Source organism: Mycobacteroides franklinii, from assembly GCF_001853795.1.
Classification (GTDB): domain Bacteria; phylum Actinomycetota; class Actinomycetes; order Mycobacteriales; family Mycobacteriaceae; genus Mycobacterium; species Mycobacterium franklinii.
In genome coordinates, this window is the sequence record NZ_MLIK01000004.1 from 229,074 (window position 1) to 247,352 (window position 18,279).

Consider the following 18,279-nt stretch of genomic DNA (forward strand, 5'->3'; position numbering starts at 1 on the left):
TCTTGCGAGGCATTAGATTGGCGACCATGCGTCTGCTGCGTGCCCTCGGGGGCCTGCTGGGAGTCTTGATCGCGGTGTTTGCCCCGGCACTGCTGCTGGCACCCGGCGCGAGCGCCGATCCGCCCTTCCGGATACCGGGTTATGTCACCGATCGGGCCGGGGCGCTGAAGAATCCGTCGAAGGTACGCGCCGCCATCGACCAGCTCTACGACCAGCAGCACGTGCGGCTCTGGGTGGTGTACGTCAAGGACTTCGACGGCGCCGACCCGGCGGCATGGGCGAGCAAGACCATCACGGCGAGCAGCCTGGGCGACCGTGACGCCTTGCTGGCCGTGGCGACCGAGGAGCGCAGTTATGCGTTCCAGGTCGCTTCGGGCATCAAGAACGTCAGCGACTCCGAGATCGACAATCTGCGGACCAACACCATCGAACCCGCGCTACGTAAATCGGACTGGGATGGCGCCGCCATCAACACCGCCACCGGCCTGGAGTCGGCCGCATCATCGTCGACCTCCATTCCCTGGAAACCGGTCCTGGGCGCGCTGGCCTTCGGCGCCGTCGTGGTCGGAGCATTCATGCTGTACTCCTGGTTCCGGACGCGGTCGCGTCGTCGCGCGGAGATCGAAGCCGCCAAGGGCATTGACCCCTCCGACGCGGAAGCTCTTGCGAATCAGCCGGTCTATGCGCTCGATGGTTTGTCGAAATCCATTGTGGTGAACGTCGACAATGCGGTACGCACCAGCGAGGCCGAGCTCGCGCTGGCCGTCGAGGAGTTCGGCACCGAATCCACCGCCCCCTTCCAGCAGGCCGTGGATTCGGCGAAGAAGGCACTGGCTCAGGCGTTCTCGGTGCGCAAGCAGCTCGACGATGCGATCCCGGAGACGCCCCTGGAACAGCGTCGTCTGCTGATCGACGTCATCACCACGGCCGCCCGCGCCGACCGCACCCTCGACGACCAGTCCAGTGCGTTCGACGCGTTGCGGAACCTGGTGATCAACGCACCCACCAAGCTGGACGCCCTCACCCAGCAGGTGGTGTCCGTGACCGCCCGGGTACCGGAGTCAGAGCGGATCCTCGCGCAGCTGCGCACCGAGTTCGACCCCGCCGCACTGGCATCCATCGGCGACAACATCAAGGAAGCCACCGAGCGCGTCAGCTTTGCCGATACGCGCATAACGCATGGGCGAGAGCTGGCCGCCCGCGCGGTGGAAGGTCAGCAGATGAGCCTCGTGGACGCCATCCGCGGCGCCGAATCGGCGCTCACACAGGCCAACGCACTGCTCGACGCGATCGACAACGCCTCCAACAACATCCACCACGCCACCGACACACTGGCCGCGTCCATCGCCGACACCAAATCCGATATCGCCCAGGCAGAAGCACTCCAGAGTCAGGGCACGCTCCCGTCCTCCGAGGAATTGACCAAGGCCCACGATGCTGCCGTCGCGGCTGTCGCCGACGCCGAGCGCATCGGCGCGACGGATCCGTTGACCGCCTTCACTCACCTCGCCGCCGCCGATGCGCAGCTGGACAAGCTGCTGGCCACCGTGCAGGAGGAACAGGCTGCCGCCGAACGACGGGCCCGCGTACTCGACCAGGCGCTGGTGACCGCACGCCAACGGGTGAATTCCGTCAACCAGTACATCGCTGTGCACCGCGGCGCCGTGGGCGCCCGCACCCGCCAGAACCTGGACGAGGCACAGCGCAAGCTGGCCTCGGCCGAGCAGAGCCGCACATCGAATCCGTCCGATGCCATCCTGCTGGCCAACGGCGCCGCCGAGCTGGCCTCACAGGCCGAATCCGCAGCGCAACAAGAGGTGCAAGGCGCCCAGCGCTACTACAGCAATGGGTACGGCGGATACAGCGTCGCGGGCGACGTGGCCGGCAATGTCGCCGGCGCGGTGATCGGCGGAATCCTGCGCGGGATGATCAGCGGTGGCTCAGGCCACCACAGCTCCTGGTCAGGATCCGGATCGTCGTCCTACGGCGGCTCGTCCCGGTCCTCCGGGTCGAGTTTCCGAGGCGGCGGGGGCCGCTTCTAATCCGTGTACCCGTCGGCGACGTTCAACGCCTCGTCGATGATCGACAGCCCGCGCCGCAGATCCTCCTCGCTGATGATCAGCGGAGGTGCCACATGCGTGCGGTTGAAGTGCGTGAACGGCCACAGGCCTTCCTTCTTGCACGCCGCCGCGAAGGCGTTCATCGGGCCCGCCGCCTCACCACTGGCGTTGAACGGAACCAGCGGTTCGCGAGTTTCCTTGTTGCGCACCAGTTCCACGGCCCAGAACAGGCCACGGCCACGGATCTCGCCGACACTCGGGTGCGCCTGCACCCAGCGCTCGAGCTCCGGACGCACCACGCGCTCACCGAGGTCGAGCACCCGCTCGAGGATCTTGTCGTCCTCGAAGACCTTGATGGTCTCGACGCCGACCGCACAGGCCAACGGATGCCCGGAGTACGTCAGTCCGCCCGGGTACGGACGGTGGTCGAAGCTGGTGGCGATGGCATCGGAGATCACCACACCGCCCAGCGGGACGTAACCGGAGTTGATGCCCTTGGCGAAGGTGATGAGGTCCGGGGTGACGTCAAAGGCGTTGATGGCGAACCATTCGCCGAATCGGCCGAACCCGACCATCACCTCGTCGGCGATGAACACCAGGCCGTACCGGTCGCAGATCTCCCGCACGCCGGCCAGGTATCCGGGCGGCGGAACCAGCACACCGTTGGTGCCGACCACCGATTCCAGGATGATCGCGGCGATGGTGGGAGGCCCCTCCAGGTTGATGACCTGCTCCAGATGCTCCAGCGCCCTTTGGGTTTCCTCCTCGGCCGAGGTGGCGTGGAACGCCGAACGGTAGGCGTACGGACCAAAGAAATGCACCACCGAGTTGTCGCCCGGATCGTTGGCCCAGCGGCGCGGCTCACCCGTCAACGACATCGACGTGGTGGTGCCGCCGTGGTAGCTGCGGTACGCGGCAAGCACCTTGCGACGGCCGGTGTGGTGACGCGCCATCCGCACCGCGTGCTCCACGGCCTCGGTGCCGCCGTTGGTGAAGAAGACCTTGTTCAGCGTTCCCGGCGCGCGCTCGGCGACCAGGCGCGCAAGCTCGCCGCGCACGTCGTTGGCGAAGGCGGGCGCGATGGTGGCCAGCCGGCCCGCCTGACGCTGGATGGATTCGACCAGACGCGGATGCTGGTGTCCCAGATTGAGATTCACCAGCTGCGAGGCGAAGTCCAGGTACTCCTTGCCGGCGTAATCCCAGAATGTCGCACCCGAGCCGCCAGCGATAGGCAGCGGGTCGATCATCGCCTGCGCGGACCATGAGTGGAACACGTGCCCACGGTCGTCGGCGCGCACCTGCGCCTCGGCCGCCGGTGCCTCGATCGGCGCGCTGGCGGGATCGATTCCGATGTGATTCTGGACGTCAGTCATTTCTGCTCCTTGGCTAGCAGCCCTTGAGTGTCTTGGCGAGATGATCGGCCACGCCGCCGATCGGAATGCGCTGTTGGGTCATCTCGTCGCGGTCGCGGACGGTAACCGAGTCGTCTTCCAGCGAGTCGAAATCGACTGTGACGCAGAACGGGGTGCCGATCTCGTCCTGTCGACGATACCGCCGGCCGATGGCACCGGCGTCATCGAAGTCCACGTTCCAGTACTGGCGCAGCTCGGCGGCCAGCGCCTTGGCCCGCGGGCTCAGGTCGGCATTACGCGACAGCGGCAGCACCGCGACCTTGACCGGGGCCAGACGCGGGTCAAGCCGCAGCACGGTGCGCGTATCCACGCCGCCCTTGGCATTCGGGGCCTCGTCCTCGTGATAGGCGTCGACGAGGAACGCCATGAAGGACCGGGTGAGACCGGCCGCGGGCTCGATCACGTACGGGGTGTAGCGACGGTCCTCGGCCTGGTCGTAGTACGACAGGTCTTCGCCGGAATGCTTTGCGTGCGTGGACAAGTCGAAGTCGGTGCGGTTGGCGATGCCCTCCAGCTCGCCCCACGGGTTGCCGCTGAAACCGAATTTGTACTCGATGTCGACGGTGCCGTCGGAGTAGTGCGACAGCTTCTCCTTGGGGTGGTCGTACAGCCGCAGGTTCTCCGGGTCGATGCCCAGGTCGACGTACCACTGCAGACGGGTGTCGATCCAGTACTTGTGCCATTCGGGCGCCGTCGAAGGCTCGACGAAGAACTCCATCTCCATCTGCTCGAACTCACGCGTGCGGAAGATGAAGTTGCCGGGGGTGATCTCGTTGCGGAAGCTCTTGCCGATCTGGCCGATGCCGAACGGCGGCTTCTGCCGCGACGTCGTCACGACGTTCTTGAAGTTGATGAAGATGCCCTGCGCCGTCTCGGGGCGCAGGTAGTGCAGGCCCTCCTCGGTCTCGATGGGGCCCAGGTAGGTCTTGAGCATCATGTTGAAGTCACGCGGCTCGGTCCACTGACCCTTGTTGCCGCAGTCCGGGCACACGATCTCGGTCATGGCAACCGACTCGGGATCGTCGATGCCCTTCTTCTCCGCGTACGCCTCCTGCAGGTGGTCCTGACGGTGGCGCTTGTGACAGTTCAGGCACTCGACCAGCGGATCGTTGAACACCTCGACGTGTCCGGAGGCGACCCAGACCTGACGCGGCAGGATTACCGACGAGTCCAGGCCGACGACATCGTCGCGGCTGGTGACGACGGAGCGCCACCACTGCTTCTTGATGTTCTCCTTGAGTTCCACGCCGAGCGGCCCGTAATCCCACGCCGACTTGGTACCGCCGTAGATCTCACCGCACGGGTACACAAGTCCCCGGCGTTTGGCGAGGTTGACGACGGCCTCGATCTTCTTACCGGCGGCGTTCGGCTTGGCGGCCACGATCTGCTCAGGCTCCTCTTGAGGTCCACAAGACTGCAGTAATTGACCTGAACAGCCTAAGGGCCGGACAAAGCGCGTTTTACCTCGGTGGCCGCAAGCAGCTACTTCAGGTGGTCCAGCAGGATGCCCTCGGGGCCGAAGTACTCGTCACGCCACTTCTCGAGCAAAGGGCCGTGGTCGATGTCATCGGGATGAAATCCGGGCCGCAGATAGCAGCGGATCTTGGCCCAGAGCCCCGCGAAAAGCGGGGTGCGCGGCAGGGCCACGACGCTGCGCAGGGTCCGCACCGGGTGGCGCCACGCCCACGGGTCGGTGACGATCGAGGCCAGCAGGATCGCCGACCTGCTGAGGAAGAGCCCCAGCGTCAGCGCCATCGCCGTGATGCGCATCCGCTCGCCGCCGCCGACGTACCGGTAGACGTCGAAGGCGACTGACTTGTGCTCCATCTCCTCGATGGCATGCCAGTTGAGCATCGCGCGTACCTCGGGATCGGTCAGCTGGTGCTGTATCCAGGGCACGCTGAGCACCTGTTCCCCGAGGATGGCGGTGAGGTGCTCGACGGCGGCGGTGACGGCAAGCGCTGACCGGGCGACGGTATCCGGCAGCCGGTCCCTGTGCTGTTTCATGCGTTTGACGAGCCGGGTGCCGACGCGATCCATCAGCCCTGTTGCCCAGTAGCCACGATGAACCAGCTGGGTGTTCAGTTCACGATGCTGGATTCCGTGCGTCATCTCCTGCCCGATGAACCCGGCGACCTGCTTCTTGAGGACGGGATCGGCGATCTGCCGGTCGTAGCGCCGCACCGACTGGATGAAGAACTCCTCTCCGGACGGGAAGAAGCCGGACAGCAGCGCCACCAGATGGCTCATGGCGATATCACCGGCGACGAAATGCCGCCGCGAGGGCGCGGACCGGTCAAACGTGAACGCGATTCGGCGGGTGTGCACCGCGCGGCCCACGGCCGACGACGGACCCGATTGCCCATTGTTCACCGGCATCATTACCTCGGGGGTTCGATGGGCAGCGCCGGTCCACCGTAGGGCGTCGGGATGGTGTACCGGCCGGGCGGCGTCGGGTCGGATTTGGCACCCATGTCGGCACCGGGCGGCGGCCCGGCCGTGTCGTCCCCCGCCGGGCGCGGAGCGTTCTTGGCACCCCGCACCAGGACGGCGGGATCATCGTCGCGGCAGTACGTGTAGAGGAACGGCTCCGGGTAGTCGGCCGAGGAGGGCGGATGCCGCGGAGTGCCGTAATCGCAGGCGTACCGCGGATACAGATCGGCCGTCACCCACAGCCCATGCTCGTGCATGGTGCTGATGAACGCCTCCAGCGCCGAGCCCCGGTAGTTGGGGAACAGCGCGTTCAGCGCGGGCACTCGTACATAGGACAGCCGTGCGTTGACGGCCAGGTTGGACAGCAGCTGCACCATGGTGTCGGAGTTGTCGGTGAACAGCTTGTCCGTGGCCGCCAGCACCCGCGGCGACTGCTCGATGAGTTTCCGATAACCCCCGTCCATCGCGTTGATACCTGCCAGGGTGCTGCGCAGGTTGCGCGAGGTGGCTGCGATACCGCCGTTGACGTCGACCGCCGCCGAGAGCACCGTCCGGCTGTCCTTGATGGCGCTGACCGTCTCGGGCAACACCGAATCGAGAGTGGCCAACAAGAAGACCCCGCCGTCGACGATGTCGGTGAGCTTGCGCGGACCCGCGGAGCTCAGGCTCAGTTCCTTCTTGATGCGCTCGATCTTGGCCGGATTCACTTGAGCCAGCACGCCATCGGCGTGGGACAGCAGCTGCGCCGGGGTGACCGGGATGGCGGTGCGGTTCCGGGTGATCACATCACCCGGGTTCAGGAATGGGCCGGTATCCGATCCCGCCGAGAAGTCGAGATATTGCTCACCCGCCGGGGACAGCCCGGACACCCGCACCGCGGCGGTAGCGGGCACGCGCACGCCGCCATCGACATTCACTGTCGCGTTCACGCCGTCGCCGGTGAAAGTCAGTGAATCGACCGAGCCGATCCGCACCCCATGCAATGTCACATCCTGGTTGGGCAGCAGCCCTCCGGATTCGGCGAGTTGGACGGTCACCGGGTAACTCGATGCCAGCGGCCGCACATGCAGCACCCCGACCAGCAGGTAGGTGACCGAAACCGTCAGCAGGAGAACGAGAGACAGGCCACTGGCCCAGGCGCGGCTCATCGTCCCGGGCCCTGCACACCAAAGCCTTGTGCCTCAGGCCCCTGCCCGACGACGCGTTCTTGCAGCCGCCACAACGAGTACTTGATGGTCCCGACGAACTTGGCCCAGTCGTACCGCTTGGGGCCGTGAAAGCCCGGGTCTCCCCCGAAACCGGCGTCCGGGATCGCGCCCAGCACCAGCCGGTCGATACCGGCGCGGCCGGAAATGGCCGACCCCGCAGTGATCTTGATGAACGGCGCGTACAGCCGATTGAGCGAGAGCAGGCTGGTCTCCGGGTCCAGCACCACATCGTTCCAGGACCGGGATATCGCGTTGGCGTCGGCGAGCACGCTGCGCCCGCTGGTGTCGGTGCCCGCGATGGACGGGAACTTGCCCAACTCGTGCGCCGTATCACCCAGCAGCAGAACCAGATCGGAGATCTGACCGGCATTCTCCTGCAAGGTCGCCGTCGCCGGGGCAGCCGCGTGCAGTACCTGCCCCAGCTGCTCGCTCTTGGCATCGAGCGCCTCGGCCAGCTGAGCCGTCGCGGTCATCGCGGTATCCAGCTGCCCCGAGCGCGCGTTGAGCTTGCCCAGCAGTTCGTTCGACTTTCCGATCATGTGGCCGAAGGCCTGACCGTCCTGACCGGCCGCCCGCCCTGTGCCGTTGACGACGTTGGTGAGGTTGTGCACCGCACCCCCGTTCACCAGGATTGCCGCCGAGCTGAGCACCGACTCCACGGTCGCCGCCGCACCGGTCCGGTCGATGCCGATGGTGTCCCCGTCGACAAGAGTGCCGCCACCGGGCTGTTCGGGCGGGGTGATAGACACGAACACATCGCCAAGCGGTGTGGCCGTGCGCAATTGCGCGGTGCTTCCTACCGGAAGCGTGACATCATGCCGGATGCGCAGGGTGGTCACCGCACGGAATTCCTTGGCCGCCATCGATTCCACCTCGCCGATATCGGCACCGGCCAGCTTGACCTTGGCCCGCTCGGGCAGGTTGAGCGCGTTGGCGAATACCGCCGTCAGCCGGTATCCCCCGCCGCCCAGCCCCGGGGCGGGTAACGGCAGGTCGGCCAGTCCGCCGGTGGAACACCCCGCGCAGAGAAACACGACCGCGATGAACGCCGATAGCCTGCGCCCCATCATTTCTGTCCCATCGTCGCCAGACCGTCGAGCATGTAGGTGAGCCCGAAGTCGGGTCCGTAGTCCTGCAGTGTGCCTGTGCTGCAGCCCAGTTGGCGCAGGCCCATCAGATTGCAGATTTCCTTGGCCATCTGGCCGTCGAACACCATGCGGTCGGCCAGGAAGTGCGCGCGTATCGCGCCGTTGCGCTGATCGATGGCGTTGTACAGGTTGTCGGCCATCAGCGGCAGCACATCGAAGAACTCGGCGACCTCGCGCTGACGGTCGTAGACCGTCTGGATGCTTTTGTTGCCGTTGGCAATACCGCGGCGGATGGCATCCCTGTTGGCCTGCAGAATGTTCCCGGTCTGCTCGATCACCTCGTTGAACTGCCGCCCGGTGCTGCCGGAACCGAAGCTCTCGCGGTCCAGGATGTCGCTGAGCTGACGCACGGTGGACCCGAACTGCCGCAGGCTCGCGTCATTGCGAGCCGCCGCGTCCAGCAGGCCGCTGACGTTCCTGACGATGGCGGTCATCTGTTCGCGCGTGTGCGCCCCGCCGTCGGCGCCGAGCCGCAGCGCCCGGGACAGCTCGTCCAGCGCCGTCTTGATGCGATCGCCGTTACCGGCGGCCACACCGTCACCGGCGTTCAGCACCGCGGCGATGGGGCCGGCCCCAGCGCCGTCGCCGTGCAGGGAACCGGAGAGCTTGTCGAGCATGCCGAGGACCCGGTCGAATTCGACGGGGGTGCGGGTCCGGTTCAGGCCGATGGTGTCACCGTCATGCAGCACCGGCCCACCGCGGTAGGGCGGTGACAGTTCGACCTGGCGGTCGGTCAGGATCGAGGTCGAGAGCGTGACCGCTTGCGCATCGGCGGGAACCTTCACCTGGCTGTCGACGGTGAACTCCACCTCGGCGTAGCCGCCCCGGGCCGTGATCTTGGAGACCTGTCCCACCGGCATGCCCAGCACGGCCACCACGTTTCCGGGATACAAGCCTGCGGCACTGTCGAATTGGGCCATGACGGTGATAGTCCCGCTGGCCCGGGTGACGGACCACGCCGCACCTGCCGTCGTCGCGGCGACGGCCAGCCCCAGACCGATCAGGAGTATCTTGCGCATCGTGGTCACTGGCAGTCCTTGAAGTACTCGATCATCCCGAATTGCTTGGCACGGCCACTGATCGCACACATCCACGAGTCGATGAGCGCGCCGCCGCCGGGGTTGCCTTCGATCGAGTTGCCGAACCCGGTGGCGTTGGCGATCTCGCGAATGGGCACCGGCGCGATCTGAAGCAGGTTGCGTAACAAGGCATCCTGCTGCGCGAGCTTGCCGCTGAGTTCGTCCAAGGTGCCGATGACGCCGTCGAGCGCGCGGTGATCACCGACCACGATGGTGCGCAGGGACGCCACGATGCTCTGCAGCGAGCGCATCATCGCGTGGAAGGCGGCCGAGCGGGCCACGAACTCCCCCACCAGCTCCTGCCCCTGATGGATGAACGTGCCGATATCGGACTGCTGGCGGCGCAGCATGCTGGTGACGCTTTCCGTGCTCGTCAGCAGTGTGCCCAACTGGTCGCGCCGTTGCGCGATGACCGAGGACAGGGCGCGCACGTTCTCCATGGCCTGTGGTACGACGTTGGGTAGCCCGTCAAGCTGGGTGCCCAGCACGTTGAGCGACGAGGCAATCCGATCGGCGTCCACCTGTTCGAAGGTGCGGGTGGAGTCGGCCAGCGCGGCCTGCAAGTCGTACGGAACCTCCGTGCGTTGCAGGTCGATCCGGCGATCTGCCGGCATGCCACTGCCCGCCGGTCGCAGGTCGACATACCGGGACCCGAAGAGGGTGGTGATCTTGATGGCGGCGCGCGACTCGGCACCGACCGGCATGTTGTCGCGCACCCGGAAGGTGGCCTCCACGCGGTCACCTGCCAACCGCACACCGGTGACCGAACCGACCTGCACGCCGGCGACGGTGACGATATTGCCCGGTCGCAGCGCGGCCGCCTGCAGGAATTCGGCGGTGAATTGCCGGTATCCGATTCCCAATTCCTTCACCAGCAACAGACCACCGATGAGTGCGGCGATCACGGCCACGGCGATCACACCGAGCCAGGTCTTGCTGTAAGAGTCCAGCGGTCTGATCATCAGCCACCATCTCCTGCGTTCCGGCACCGTGCGGTGTGCTTGGCCTTGTTTCCCGGTGTGGCCGCGTCAACGATGATCGGGACGACCTCGTTGAGCCCCGGGAAGAATCCGTAGGGGTTCACATCGCAGGCGTACGCGTTCATGTAGGCGCCCTCACCGAACATGCGCGCCAGTCCCTTGAGGAATAGCGGTGTGTTGAGTCCCGTGTAGGCGATCTGCGGTTCGATGTTCAGCATGTGCCGGGTGTAACCGGGTTCGCGCGTGAGCAATTCGTGCACCGACGGGTCCACATCCTGGGCGATCCGGGACAGGCTCCTCACTACCTCGGTCATCTTCCCCACCGAGGACACCAGCTCGGGACGGCGGCTGTCGAATTGGCCCACCACCTGACGGGTCGCGCCGATGGCATCCTCGAAGTCCCGGTTCTGCGCCGCCAGGCTGCCCACCACGCTGTCCAGGCTCGCTATCACATGATCCAGCGCATCGTCGCGGCCCGTGAATGTCTTTGTCAATGTCGATGTCTGGTCCACCAGGGTGGCGAAGGATGCGGTATCCCCCTGCAGCGATCCGATGACGGCCTGGGTGAGGTTGTTCACCTGCGCGGGGTCCAGCACCGCGAAGAGCGGCTCGTATCCGTTGAGCAGGGTACCGATATCGAAGGAGGGCTCGGTGCGCTCGACGGGAATGACGGCTCCCGGGGCCAGCAGTCCGGCCGGACCCGAATTTGTCTGTGCCAAAGCGAGATAACGCTGACCCACGATGTTCTGGTAGGTCACCGACGCGGTGGTGCTGACCGGCAGACGCTGGTTGTCCTGGATGGCGAAGCTCACCTTGGCGGTGGTGCCGATGAGCTCGATGTGCTGGATCCGTCCGACACGCACGCCGGCGATCCGCACGTCATCGCCCTCCCGCAGCCCGAAGACATCGGTGAACATGGCCGCGTAGGACACTGTGGAGCCCTTGACATCCCGGCGCAGCGTGACGTACACGAGCCAGGTCAGTGCCGTGGCGATCACCAGGAAGACGGCCAACCCGATCACCGGGCCGCGCGTAGCCGTGCCTCTCATCGAGCGCCTCCTTCACCCTGCGGGTCCTCGGTGCGAGTCACGATGGCGCCCCGGGCGATAGGCCCGAGCACCAGCTGTTGCGCCGAGGTGACCGGTTGCCCCAGGATGCGGCCCAGCTGGCCGCGTTCCTGCGCGCTGCCGACGGGACCCACGGTGCCGCCGAAAGATGCCGGCGCGATCGCGGTTTCCCCGGGGTCGGCGCTGCCGGGCACCGGCGGTGCGGGACTCAGCCAGGACGGCACCGGCGGGTTGGGGTCACGCAGGTCCGGATTGGGGTTGATCAGTGGCGGCCCGACGGCGACGGGGTTGCCATTGGGGCCCAACACCGTTCCCGGTGGCGGCGCCAACCCGGCCGGCGGGCGGTAGTTCTGCGGCAGCAGTACCTCCGGAAGGTCGGGCCGCACCGCGATCTGCGGCGCGGTAAAGCAACTGGGCCCCTTGAGTTCCCCGTAACGCGGGCAGTCCGCGCGGGTGTACGAATACGACGGGGTGAAGGACAAGTTGACCCGCCCCTTGGCGGTGGCCAGTTCCGGGTCCCACACCTCCTGGAAGAAGGTGTCCGAGAACCGGCTGATGCGCCGGGTGATCGGCACGAAGTGCTGGGCGTTATCGGCCAGCACACCCAACACGGGCGTCAGATCGGTGGTGATCTGGATGAGCTGGTCGGTGTGGTTGTGCAGCGACTCCACCACGGTGCCGGTGGTGTGCACCCCGGCACCGATGAATGCCCGCAGCTGGTCTCGTTTCTCGGCGAGAGTCTGCATGGGTCTCACCGCCTGATGCAGGGCGTCGACCAGATCCGGTGCGGTCTGCGACAACCCATGTGCAGCCTGCACCAGCGCCGATACCGTGGACGGTCCCTGATCGGTCGCGACGATGGCGTTGAGCTGATCCAGTATGCGATCGAGTTGCGTTGCGCTGGTGAGCAGTTCGACGCGGCGATGATCGGTGGCGGCTCCGACGGCCGCCAGAATCCCCAGGCTGTTGTCCTCGCGGCCGCGGCCCGCCGCGGTGAGGATTTCGCGCAGTTTGTTGACGGTGCTCTGGAACAGCACGGTGGGCAGCCGGGTGTCCTCGGCGATATGCCCACCCTCGCGAATCGGGGCACCGGGCCCGTGGTCCACGAGTTGCAGCGCCGAGACGGCGAACACATTGCTCGGCACCACGCGAGCGGTCACCGTGGCCGGAATCGACTTGGCATACGCCGGTTTCAGCCGCACGTGCACCTGGTTGGGCTGCGCCTGTACCGACGGAGTGACGCCGTCCACGGTACCGACGAGCACACCCCGGTATTTCACATCCGAGCGCGGCGGTAGGCCGTCGCCGACGTTGCGCAGTTCGGCGACAACGTTCACGTATCGGTCCAGCACGCCGGTCGACTTGACCAGCAGCGCCGAGGTGATGGCGGCGACGAGAGCCAGCGCGGCGCCCCCGCGCACCAGCAGCTGGCGACGCGAGAAGACGGCACCATCCAGATCGTGATGACCATCGGGGCGATTCAACATGTCATCCACCGAACCTGGCGCCGGAGTCGACACTCCACAGCGCCATCGTCAGCAGCATGTTGACGATGATCACCGCGGTGATGCTGGCGCGCATGGCGTGCCCGGCGGCGATGCCGACACCCTCCGGACCCCCGTCGGCGCAGAAGCCGTAGTAGCACTGCACCGCCGAGGCAATCCAGACGAAGACGATGGCCTTACCCACGGAGTAGGCGATATCGGTGCCGCTGGCCAGCAGCGTGAAGTAGTGCAGGTAGGGCCCCATCGAGCCGCCGCTGACAATGCCGACCATGATCTGACAGGACAGATAGCTGACGGTCAGGCAGGCCACGTACAGCGGGATGATGGCGACCACGGAGGCCAACAGGCGCGTCGTCACCAGATACGGAATGGGCCGGATGGCAAGGGAATCCATCGCATCGACTTCCTCTGCCATGCGCATCGACCCGAGCTGTGTGGTGAAGCGGCACCCCGCCTGCACGGCGAAGGCCAGCGCGGCCATGATCGGGGCCAGCTCACGCGTGGTCACCAGCGAGGAGATGACTCCGGTGGCCGGCCCCAGACCCATCAGCTCCAGGAAGTTGTAACCCTCGATGGCCACCAGGGCACCGGTGGTGATGCCGAGCACCAGCACCACACCGGCCGTACCGCCACCGACGACAATCGAGCCGTTACCCCAGGTGATATCGGACAGCAGCCGCAAGAACTCGCGACGGTAGCGGCGCAGCGCAATCGGGATCGCGAGGAACGCATGCACGAAGAAGGTGATCATATGGCCGAAGCGCGCCAGCGGCCTGGCTGCCGTTTCCGCGGAAAACGCCATGGGGCGCAGGCTCTCCCGACGGGTTGGCAAGGTGAGGGTCATAGCACCGCCCTGGGAAACAGCATGGTGTAGACCTGGCTGATCACGACGTTCACGATCATGAGCAGCAACACCGACTCGACGACCGCCGCGTTCACCGAGTTCGCCACACCCGTCGGCCCACCATGGGAGGCCAGCCCCTTCTGGCAGGCGATCACCGCCACGATGGCCCCGTACACCGCGGCCTTGAGCAAGGCCAGCAGTAGGTCCGCAGGGGTCGCGAACGATGCGAATGTAGCGACGAAACTTCCTGGGGCACCGCCCTGTACGAACACGTTGAACAGGTAACTGGCCAGGAATCCCACAAAGCAGACCACCCCGGTCAGGGCAATACCGACCACGATCGCCGCGGCGAAGCGCGGCACCACCAGGCGCCGCACCACCGATATCCCCATCACCTCCATGGCCGCCGTCTCCTCCCGCATGGTCCGGCAACCGAGGTCCGCGGTCATCGCCGAGCCCACCGCCGAAGCCAGCAGCATCGCCGCCACCAGCGAGGCGGCCTGCCGCACCACCGCCAGGCCACTGGCGGCGCCCGCCAGCGACGTGGCGCCGACTTGCCCTGCCAGCAGCGCGAATTGAATGGACAGTGTCACCCCGATGGGCAGCGCCACCAGCACCGTCGGCATCACCGCCGTGCCCGCCATGAATGCGGCCTGCCGCACGAACTCGGCCCATGGGAAGCGGCCCGTCATCAGGTCGGTCGCGAAGTACCGCAGGGTGTGCACACCGAGGACGAACTGTTCGCCGACGGTGGTGAGCGCGGCGATCGGATGGTGCCGCAGATATCTCGCGCCGCTATCACCAAGTGTGCGAATCCCTTTGGGCATTTTGCTGCCGACACGGACTAGTTGATCCCGTGTCGTCATCGGGCGGGTTCACACCTCTTCAACCGTTCGGAGGTGGCCCGCCGACGCAGCTTCCCGGAGGATGTCTTGGGAATCCATCCGGCCGGCACCACATGGACGTCACGCGGACTCACCCCAAGGGTGCGATACACACAATCGGCCACCTCGGCACGAATGCGCTCACTCTCGGTGGTGTTCGCGTGCAGCGCCGATTCGGCGACCATCGCGAATCCCTCGCCGGCTGCCGCCGTGTGCAGGCGTACCGCCGCGATGCCACCGGAACGAACTCCGGATACCCCGGCAACCGAACGCTCGATGTCCTCGGGATGCACATTGCGGCCCGAGATAATCAAGATGTCCTTCTTGCGGCCACAGATCACTGGCTGACCGTCGTGGGTGAGATAGCCGATATCGCCGGTGGACAACCAGCCCTGCGCATCAAGCATCGGCTCGAATCCGGACACCGTGCGATACCCGGCGGTGACGTTGTCACCGCGGATCTCCAGCTCCCCGATTGATTCCGCGGGCAGCACCGCACGGTCCTCGGTGACCACCCGAACCTCACATCCCGGCAGCGGAAGACCCAGTGGGACACGGGCGCTGGCCTGCGCACCCTCCGCAGCGACGAGATCCGGATGGGGCGGGCACACCCGATATCCCTCACCACGGCGCACGAACGAGACCGCTAGCGTGGCCTCCGCCATACCGTAGGCAGGCACGATGGCATCCGGACGCATGCCGAAGCGGGCGCCCTCGGCGACGAACCGGTCGAGGGTCGCGACATCGATGGCCTCGGCACCACTGAGCGCGAATTGCAACGAGGACAAGTCGTACGCACCGTCGGGTGCCTTGCGCAGCCGACGGGCCAGCAGCGAGTACGCGAAGTTGGGGCCCGCCGTCATGCTGCCGCGGTAGGTACTGATCAGCTTCGCCCACAGCAGCGGATCACCGAGGAAGTCCATCGGTGTCACGCTGACCGTGTTCATCCCCTGGCACATGGGAACGATGAGATAGCCCATCATCCCCATGTCGTGGAACAGCGGCAGCCAGCTCACCACCACATCCGTTTCGGGATCCGCGCCGGATGCGCTCACCATGGCCCGCAGATTCGCCTCGATATTGCGGTAGCTGATGCTGACAGCCTTCGGGGTGCCGGTGGACCCGGAGGTCAACTGCAAGAACGCGATAGCGTCCTGATCGGTCTCCACAACATCGCCGGGTGCACCGTCCAACAGCGCGGGCAGCTCCAGGACGCGCGCGGCGACGGCCCCGAACTGACCGGCCGCGGCCATGAACGGGTCGCCCACCACGACCGTCGAGGAGCCGACGGCTGCCAGCGCCCGGCCGGTGTCTTCGACCCAGAGCTGCATATCGGAGCGATGGGTGGGCTGGTGCAACATTGTCACCGAGGCGCCAGAGAGCCAGATGCCCTGCACCAGTGGCGCGATTTCCCCAGGCGCACCGGCCAATACCGCGATCGCGTCACCGGGTCGCACACCCGCGGCCTGCAGCGCACCCGCAATACGTAGCCCGGCCTGGTGCACCTGCGCCCACGGCACGGTACGCAGCTCTTCCAGCAGTGACGTCCCGTCGGGAGCGATCGGTGCCGAGGTGAGGCCACGGTCTGTGAGGCCGGCCCCGGCTCGCAACCTGTCGATCACCGGGTTCGACCCAGAACGTTCTTCGCGCACGCGGCTCATCACAACCGACTCTCCACCAGCTCGATCAGCGCACCGAGTGTCTTGCATTCGAAGACATCGTCCTTGGTCAGCTGAATGCCGAAGCGGCCCTTGATCTCCGAGACGCCCAGGGCAAATGACAGTGAGTCGAAACCGAGATCACCGACCAACTCGGAGAAGTCGTTGACATCCGCGGTGGGCAGCTCGAGCTCCTCGGCGATGAACTCGATGAGGAATTCACGGACCTGTGATGAGCCGCTCGCGCGAAGCACATCGGGTTGTGACGGGGTTTCCATATTTTTCTCTAAACCTTCTACTTGCCGATTTTCCGGCGGATCACCAGATGGATGGGGATTTGCAGCAGCGCGAACATCCCGACGGCCACCAACACACCCTTCACAACCGACATCGCGTCGAATTCGCCGTACATGATGGTGGAGGCGGCGGACACGATGTGGGAGAAGGGGTTCGCGTTGATGCTGATCCGGAGCCAGTCGGACAGGAGCACCGACGGCATGAGTGCCTGGCTGACGAACAGCACCGGCAGTGCCAGCGGCAGCATCGCCACCGGCGCCTGCGGATTGAGGGTGCGCAGCGCCACCAGGTAGAACAGCGAGCTGTAGGCGGCGGACCACAGGAACATCACCAGGACCAGGAAAACCCCGGTCATCAGTCCCGCCCGCAGCGGCGCGTCGAGGAAGGCCAGTAGCCCGATGACGATGACCGCCGCCGGCAGGATGCGGAACATCTCAAAGCCGATCTTGGCCGCCATGATCTGACCGGTGGATACGCCGTAAAGTCGCAGCCGATCGGTGAACCCCGACCTGATCTCGTCGATCAACGTCCCGGCACCGTACCCGGCTCCGAGCATCGGGATCAGCATGATGAGCCCGGGCGCGATGTATGCGGTGTAGGAGGACAAGGGGAATCCGGGGAGGTCCGCGACCCGCTGGAACATCGATCGCACGAAGATCACCAGAACCACCGGGAACACGATCGGGAAGATGAACCCGAACACCGGTTGCCGCAGTCCCACGACGACATACCGGCGGAACAGCCGCGCGGTGTTGGACAGGGCGTTCACTGGGTCACCTCCAGGAATGCGTCGCGCAGCGAGGTAGACCGCACTTCGATACTGGCCGCACCCAATCCGACGCGATCGAGTTCCGCGCCCAATGCCGCCAGGTCCGACGCCGACGCGGAATCCAATGTCCCGGACAAGGTTCCGGAGTCGGTGCACTGCACGGCATACCCCGCGTCTGCCAGGCGCCCCGCAGCCTCCTCGGGTATCACACCGTCCGAAGAGATCTCGATGGCGTAGCCGTGGCTACGGGTGAACTCCTGCGTGGAGCCCGAGGCCACCAACTGACCGCTCTTGACGATGCCGACCTCATCGGCCAGGGACACCGCCTCATCCATATCGTGAGTGGTCAGCACCACGGTGCGCCCTTCGGAGCGCAGCAACCGGATGGCATTCCAAACCTCCTGTTTGCCTTCGATATCCAGCCCGCTGGAGGGCTCGTCCAGGAACAACATCTGCGGGTTGTGGGCGACTGCAAGCGCGACATCGACGCGGCGCCGCATGCCGCCCGACAGCGCACCCACCTTGCGATTCACGTAGCTGCTCAGACCGAACTGCTCGATGAGCTCTTCCTCACGCGCCTTCCGGCGTGCCTTGGGCCACCCCGCGATGGCCAGGCTCATCCGGATCTGCTCGACCGGTGACATCCACAGGTCCAGTGCCACCTCTTGCAGTGCCACTCCGATCAGGGGGCGTAGCTCCTTGGTCTTGTCGACGGGAACACCGAGCACCTCGAGTTCCCCACTGGTGGGGGCCAGCAGCGTGGTCGCCATGCGGATGGTGGTGGTCTTGCCGGCACCGTTCCTGCCCAGCAGGCAGTAGACAATCCCCTGCGGAATGGTCAAATTCAGCCCGTCCACCGCCCGCGCTTCCGACCCCGGGTAGGCCTTGACCAGATCGGTCGCACGCAGCGCCGGAGTCTTTGTGTCCGTTGTCAT

General features: G+C 66.0%; 16 protein-coding genes. 1 reads left to right on the plus strand and 15 read right to left on the minus strand.

The window, feature by feature from the left end; all coding sequences use genetic code 11:
• The first annotated feature begins 26 nt into the window (after positions 1-26).
• Positions 27-2,042: a TPM domain-containing protein gene (locus BKG76_RS01625; protein WP_070935377.1), complete on the plus strand. Its 2,016-nt coding sequence runs from the start codon at positions 27-29 to the stop codon at positions 2,040-2,042.
• On the opposite strand, the gene BKG76_RS01630 is transcribed toward BKG76_RS01625, so the two are convergent.
• From BKG76_RS01630 to BKG76_RS01700, 15 genes are all read right to left on the minus strand, one after another.
• A complete protein-coding gene (locus BKG76_RS01630) occupies positions 2,039-3,433 on the minus strand; it encodes an aspartate aminotransferase family protein (RefSeq protein ID WP_070935379.1) in 1,395 nt (464 codons plus the stop codon). The genes BKG76_RS01625 and BKG76_RS01630 overlap by 4 nt on opposite strands.
• A gap of 13 nt (positions 3,434-3,446) precedes the next feature.
• A complete protein-coding gene (locus BKG76_RS01635) occupies positions 3,447-4,853 on the minus strand; it encodes a glycine--tRNA ligase (protein WP_070935381.1) in 1,407 nt (468 codons plus the stop codon).
• Between the two features lie 101 nt (positions 4,854-4,954).
• Positions 4,955-5,851: a metal-dependent hydrolase gene (locus BKG76_RS01640; RefSeq protein WP_109420598.1), complete on the minus strand. Its 897-nt coding sequence runs from the start codon at positions 5,849-5,851 to the stop codon at positions 4,955-4,957.
• A gap of 2 nt (positions 5,852-5,853) precedes the next feature.
• The gene (locus BKG76_RS01645; protein ID WP_070935385.1) at positions 5,854-7,053 is read right to left on the minus strand and encodes an MlaD family protein; all 1,200 of its coding nucleotides are present in this window, start codon (positions 7,051-7,053) and stop codon (positions 5,854-5,856) included.
• Positions 7,050-8,180 carry an MlaD family protein gene (locus tag BKG76_RS01650; protein WP_070935387.1) on the minus strand — a complete coding sequence of 377 codons (1,131 nt, stop codon included), beginning with the start codon at positions 8,178-8,180 and terminating at the stop codon, positions 7,050-7,052. Before BKG76_RS01650 ends, BKG76_RS01645 begins: the two co-directional genes overlap by 4 nt.
• Entirely contained in the window at positions 8,180-9,280 is a 1,101-nt protein-coding gene (locus tag BKG76_RS01655) for an MCE family protein (RefSeq protein ID WP_407937638.1), read from the minus strand. The genes BKG76_RS01650 and BKG76_RS01655 overlap by 1 nt, the downstream gene beginning before the upstream one ends.
• 5 nt (positions 9,281-9,285) lie before the next feature.
• A complete protein-coding gene (locus tag BKG76_RS01660; protein ID WP_070935391.1) occupies positions 9,286-10,302 on the minus strand; it encodes an MlaD family protein in 1,017 nt (338 codons plus the stop codon).
• A complete protein-coding gene (locus tag BKG76_RS01665; RefSeq protein WP_070935393.1) occupies positions 10,302-11,369 on the minus strand; it encodes an MCE family protein in 1,068 nt (355 codons plus the stop codon). The genes BKG76_RS01660 and BKG76_RS01665 overlap by 1 nt, the downstream gene beginning before the upstream one ends.
• On the minus strand, positions 11,366-12,874 hold the full coding sequence (locus BKG76_RS01670; RefSeq protein WP_070936788.1) for an MlaD family protein: 1,509 nt from the start codon (positions 12,872-12,874) through the stop codon (positions 11,366-11,368). Before BKG76_RS01670 ends, BKG76_RS01665 begins: the two co-directional genes overlap by 4 nt.
• Before the next feature lies 1 nt (position 12,875).
• On the minus strand, positions 12,876-13,694 hold the full coding sequence (locus BKG76_RS01675; RefSeq protein WP_070935395.1) for an MlaE family ABC transporter permease: 819 nt from the start codon (positions 13,692-13,694) through the stop codon (positions 12,876-12,878).
• A gap of 38 nt (positions 13,695-13,732) precedes the next feature.
• Positions 13,733-14,602: an MlaE family ABC transporter permease gene (locus BKG76_RS01680; RefSeq protein ID WP_070935397.1), complete on the minus strand. Its 870-nt coding sequence runs from the start codon at positions 14,600-14,602 to the stop codon at positions 13,733-13,735.
• Complete coding sequence (locus tag BKG76_RS01685; protein WP_207543731.1) at positions 14,599-16,284, minus strand: fatty acyl-AMP ligase; 1,686 nt, start codon at positions 16,282-16,284, stop codon at positions 14,599-14,601. Before BKG76_RS01685 ends, BKG76_RS01680 begins: the two co-directional genes overlap by 4 nt.
• Positions 16,281-16,556 carry an acyl carrier protein gene (locus tag BKG76_RS01690; protein WP_070935399.1) on the minus strand — a complete coding sequence of 92 codons (276 nt, stop codon included), beginning with the start codon at positions 16,554-16,556 and terminating at the stop codon, positions 16,281-16,283. Before BKG76_RS01690 ends, BKG76_RS01685 begins: the two co-directional genes overlap by 4 nt.
• 17 nt (positions 16,557-16,573) lie before the next feature.
• On the minus strand, positions 16,574-17,344 hold the full coding sequence (locus BKG76_RS01695) for an ABC transporter permease (protein WP_070935400.1): 771 nt from the start codon (positions 17,342-17,344) through the stop codon (positions 16,574-16,576).
• A complete protein-coding gene (locus tag BKG76_RS01700) occupies positions 17,341-18,279 on the minus strand; it encodes an ABC transporter ATP-binding protein (protein ID WP_070935402.1) in 939 nt (312 codons plus the stop codon). The genes BKG76_RS01695 and BKG76_RS01700 overlap by 4 nt, the downstream gene beginning before the upstream one ends.